The 5,051-nt window shown below is 57.4% G+C and carries 2 rRNA genes; both read left to right on the forward strand.

The features are described 5' to 3' along the window. Positions 1 to 152: 152 nt before the first annotated feature. Positions 153 to 1,667: ribosomal RNA gene (locus ACGF3C_RS33410) — 16S ribosomal RNA — on the forward strand. Positions 1,668 to 2,050: 383 nt separating this feature from the next. Continuing rightward, a 23S ribosomal RNA gene (locus tag ACGF3C_RS33415) occupies positions 2,051 to 5,051 on the forward strand; the annotation flags it as partial.

Below are 5,051 nucleotides of genomic sequence, written 5' to 3' on the forward strand. Positions count from 1 at the left end.
TCGGTGTGTGGTTGTTCTTTGAGAACTCAACAGGGTGCTTGTAAAGCCAGTGCCAATTATGATTTATACCCCGGACTGGTCAGTTTTTGCTGGCTGGTTGGGATTCCTTTGGCAACATTTGTTTGTTGTCAGGATGCTGTTCAACTAATTTTTTGTTGGAGAGTTTGATCCTGGCTCAGGACGAACGCTGGCGGCGTGCTTAACACATGCAAGTCGAGCGGAAAGGCCCTTCGGGGTACTCGAGCGGCGAACGGGTGAGTAACACGTGAGCAACCTGCCCCAAGCTTTGGGATAACCCTCGGAAACGGGGGCTAATACCGAATATTACTGCTGGCCGCATGGCTGGTGGTGGAAAGTTTTTCGGCTTGGGATGGGCTCGCGGCCTATCAGCTTGTTGGTGGGGTGATGGCCTACCAAGGCGACGACGGGTAGCCGGCCTGAGAGGGCGACCGGCCACACTGGGACTGAGACACGGCCCAGACTCCTACGGGAGGCAGCAGTGGGGAATATTGCACAATGGGCGGAAGCCTGATGCAGCGACGCCGCGTGAGGGATGACGGCCTTCGGGTTGTAAACCTCTTTCAGCAGGGACGAAGCGAGAGTGACGGTACCTGCAGAAGAAGCACCGGCCAACTACGTGCCAGCAGCCGCGGTAAGACGTAGGGTGCGAGCGTTGTCCGGATTTATTGGGCGTAAAGAGCTCGTAGGCGGCTTGTCGCGTCGACCGTGAAAACTTGGGGCTCAACCCCAAGCCTGCGGTCGATACGGGCAGGCTAGAGTTCGGTAGGGGAGACTGGAATTCCTGGTGTAGCGGTGAAATGCGCAGATATCAGGAGGAACACCGGTGGCGAAGGCGGGTCTCTGGGCCGATACTGACGCTGAGGAGCGAAAGCGTGGGGAGCGAACAGGATTAGATACCCTGGTAGTCCACGCTGTAAACGTTGGGCGCTAGGTGTGGGGGGCCTCTCCGGTTCCCTGTGCCGCAGCTAACGCATTAAGCGCCCCGCCTGGGGAGTACGGCCGCAAGGCTAAAACTCAAAGGAATTGACGGGGGCCCGCACAAGCGGCGGAGCATGCGGATTAATTCGATGCAACGCGAAGAACCTTACCTGGGTTTGACATGGCCGCAAAACTCGCAGAGATGTGAGGTCCTTCGGGGGCGGTCACAGGTGGTGCATGGCTGTCGTCAGCTCGTGTCGTGAGATGTTGGGTTAAGTCCCGCAACGAGCGCAACCCTCGTTCGATGTTGCCAGCGCGTTATGGCGGGGACTCATCGAAGACTGCCGGGGTCAACTCGGAGGAAGGTGGGGATGACGTCAAGTCATCATGCCCCTTATGTCCAGGGCTTCACGCATGCTACAATGGCCGGTACAATGGGCTGCGATACCGTGAGGTGGAGCGAATCCCAAAAAGCCGGTCTCAGTTCGGATCGGGGTCTGCAACTCGACCCCGTGAAGTCGGAGTCGCTAGTAATCGCAGATCAGCAACGCTGCGGTGAATACGTTCCCGGGCCTTGTACACACCGCCCGTCACGTCACGAAAGTCGGCAACACCCGAAGCCGGTGGCCCAACCCTTGTGGAGGGAGCCGTCGAAGGTGGGGCTGGCGATTGGGACGAAGTCGTAACAAGGTAGCCGTACCGGAAGGTGCGGCTGGATCACCTCCTTTCTAAGGAGCACCTTCTGACGAAAGTCGGTAAGGAGCCCGCGCCGCCCGACTGTGGTGGTGGGGTGCTCGAATGGCGGAGACACTGGCAAGTTTTACTTCGGCAACGGCCGGGTTCCTTCTAGTACAGCTGCTCTTCGGGGTGGTGGGAACGAAGCCCTGGTGCGGCTGAGGGAGAATGTGAGCACCCTGTTGGGTCCTGAAGGAACAACCGTTGTGTTGTTGTTTCAGAGACGCGCCGGCCCTCCTTGGTGGGGGCTGGGAGTCTGCCAGGCATGGCCTGGCCCCATATACCGCCGGTTTGAGGATCGGGTTTGGTGTGGGGCGGATCGGGTTGTGGGTTGGTCGTTTGTTGAGAATTGCACAGTGGACGCGAGCATCTTTGTGGTCAAGTTGTCAAGGGCGAACGGTGAATGCCTTGGCACCAGGAGCCGATGAAGGACGTGGGAGGCCGCGATAGGCCTGGGGGAGCTGTCAACCAAGCTGTGATCCCAGGGTGTCCGAATGGGGAAACCTGGCACCAGTCATGTGGTGTCACCCACACCTGAACACATAGGGTGTGTGGAGGGAACGCGGGGAAGTGAAACATCTCAGTACCCGTAGGAAGAGAAAACAATTTAGTGATTCCGTGAGTAGTGGCGAGCGAAAGCGGATCGAGGCTAAACCGGCTGCGTGTGATACCTGTCAGGGGTTGCGTGGTCGGGGTTGTGGGACCCTGCTGAACAAGCTGACACTTGTTCGAGAAGTTACAAAGTCAGTGGCTAGTCGAACAGTCTGGAATGGCTGACCGTAGACGGTGAGAGTCCGGTAGGTGAAAGTTGCTGACCTTCTGTGGGTGTTCCCGAGTAGCGGCGGACCCCTGAAATCTGCCGTGAATCTGCCAGGACCACCTGGTAAGCCTAAATACTTCCTGGTGACCGATAGCGGACAAGTACCGTGAGGGAATGGTGAAAAGTACCCCGGGAGGGGAGTGAAATAGTACCTGAAACCGTTCGCCTACAATCCGTCGGAGCCTTGCGGGGTGACGGCGTGCCTTTTGAAGAATGAGCCTGCGAGTTAGTGGCATGTGGCGAGGTTAACCCGTGTGGGGGAGCCGTAGCGAAAGCGAGTCTGAATAGGGCGATTCAGTCGCGTGTCCTAGACCCGAAGCGGAGTGATCTAGCCATGGGCAGGCTGAAGCGCGGGTAAGACCGCGTGGAGGGCCGAACCCACCAATGTTGAAAAATTGGGGGATGACCTGTGGTTAGGGGTGAAAGGCCAATCAAACTCCGTGATAGCTGGTTCTCCCCGAAATGCATTTAGGTGCAGCGTCGCGTGTTTCTTGCCGGAGGTAGAGCACTGGATGGTCTAGGGGGCCCACAAGCTTACCGAAATCAGCCAAACTCCGAATGCCGGTAAGTGAGAGCGCGGCAGTGAGACTGCGGGGGATAAGCTTCGTAGTCGAGAGGGAAACAGCCCAGATCACCAGCTAAGGCCCCTAAGCGTGTGCTAAGTGGAAAAGGATGTGGGGTCGCATAGACAACCAGGAGGTTGGCTTAGAAGCAGCCACCCTTTAAAGAGTGCGTAATAGCTCACTGGTCAAGTGGTTCCGCGCCGACAATGTAGCGGGGCTCAAGCACACCGCCGAAGCTGTGGCATTCACATTTTATCCTCGCTTGGACGTGATTCCTTGTGCAGGTGTGTGGATGGGTAGGGGAGCGTCGTGCCGCGAGTGAAGCAGCGGGGTGACCCAGTTGTGGACGCGGCACGAGTGAGAATGCAGGCATGAGTAGCGAAAGAAGGGTGAGAAACCCTTCCGCCGGATGACCAAGGGTTCCAGGGCCAGGCTAATCCGCCCTGGGTGAGTCGGGACCTAAGGCGAGGCCGAGAGGCGTAGTCGATGGACAACGGGTTGATATTCCCGTACCCGCGAAAGAGCGTCCCTGATGAACCTCGTTGTGCTAACCGCCCGAACTTGATGAGGTCTTCGGACTGAGTTGAGGGAGCGTGGGAACCTGATGGGTAGTAGTCAAGCGATGGGGTGACGCAGGAAGGTAGCTGAGCCCGGCCGGTGGTTGTGCCGGGGTAAGCGTGTAGGCCGTGTTGTAGGCAAATCCGCAACACATGAAGGCTGAGACGTGATGCCGAGCCGATTCAGGTGAAGTCAGTGATCCTATGCTGCCGAGAAAAGCCTCTAGCGAGTTCTTAGCGGCCCGTACCCCAAACCGACACAGGTGGTCAGGTAGAGAATACCGAGGCGATCGGGCGAACTGTGGTTAAGGAACTCGGCAAATTGCCCCCGTAACTTAGGGAGAAGGGGGGCCGGAGACGTGAAGCCCCGCGCGGGTGGAGCGTTGTATGGCCGCAGAGAGCAGGGGGAAGCGACTGTTTACTAAAAACACAGGTCCATGCGAAGAAGTAATTCGATGTATATGGACTGACGCCTGCCCGGTGCTGGAACGTTAAGGGGACCTGTTAGCTCTTCGGGGCGAAGCGGAGAACTTAAGCGCCAGTAAACGGCGGTGGTAACTATAACCATCCTAAGGTAGCGAAATTCCTTGTCGGGTAAGTTCCGACCTGCACGAATGGCGTAACGACTTCCCCACTGTCTCAACCACAGGCCCGGCGAAATTGCAGTACGAGTAAAGATGCTCGTTACGCGCGGCAGGACGGAAAGACCCCGGGACCTTTACTATAGCTTGACATTGGTACTCGAATTAGCTTGTGTAGGATAGGTGGGAGCCGGTGAAGTCCATACGCCAGTATGGGTGGAGGCAATCTTGAAATACCACTCTGGTTGATTTGGGTATCTAACTTCGGACCGTTATCCGGTTCAGGGACAGTGTCTGGTGGGTAGTTTAACTGGGGCGGTTGCCTCCTAAAAGGTAACGGAGGCGCCCAAAGGTTCCCTCAGCCTGGTTGGCAATCAGGTGTTGAGTGCAAGTACACAAGGGAGCTTGACTGTGAGACTGACAGGTCGAGCAGGGACGAAAGTCGGGACTAGTGATCCGGCACTTGCGAGTGGAAGCGGTGTCGCTCAACGGATAAAAGGTACCCCGGGGATAACAGGCTGATCTTCCCCAAGAGTCCATATCGACGGGATGGTTTGGCACCTCGATGTCGGCTCGTCGCATCCTGGGGCTGTAGCAGGTCCCAAGGGTTGGGCTGTTCGCCCATTAAAGCGGTACGCGAGCTGGGTTTAGAACGTCGTGAGACAGTTCGGTCCCTATCCGCCGTGCGCGTAGGATACTTGAGAAGGGCTGTCCCTAGTACGAGAGGACCGGGACGGACGAACCTCTGGTGTGCCAGTTGTCCTGCCAAGGGCACGGCTGGTTAGCTACGTTCGGAAGGGATAACCGCTGAAAGCATCTAAGCGGGAAGCCTGCTTCAAGATGAGGTATCCCACCC

The sequence above is a fragment of the Micromonospora sp. NPDC047762 genome (assembly GCF_043204655.1).
Taxonomy (GTDB): domain Bacteria; phylum Actinomycetota; class Actinomycetes; order Mycobacteriales; family Micromonosporaceae; genus Micromonospora.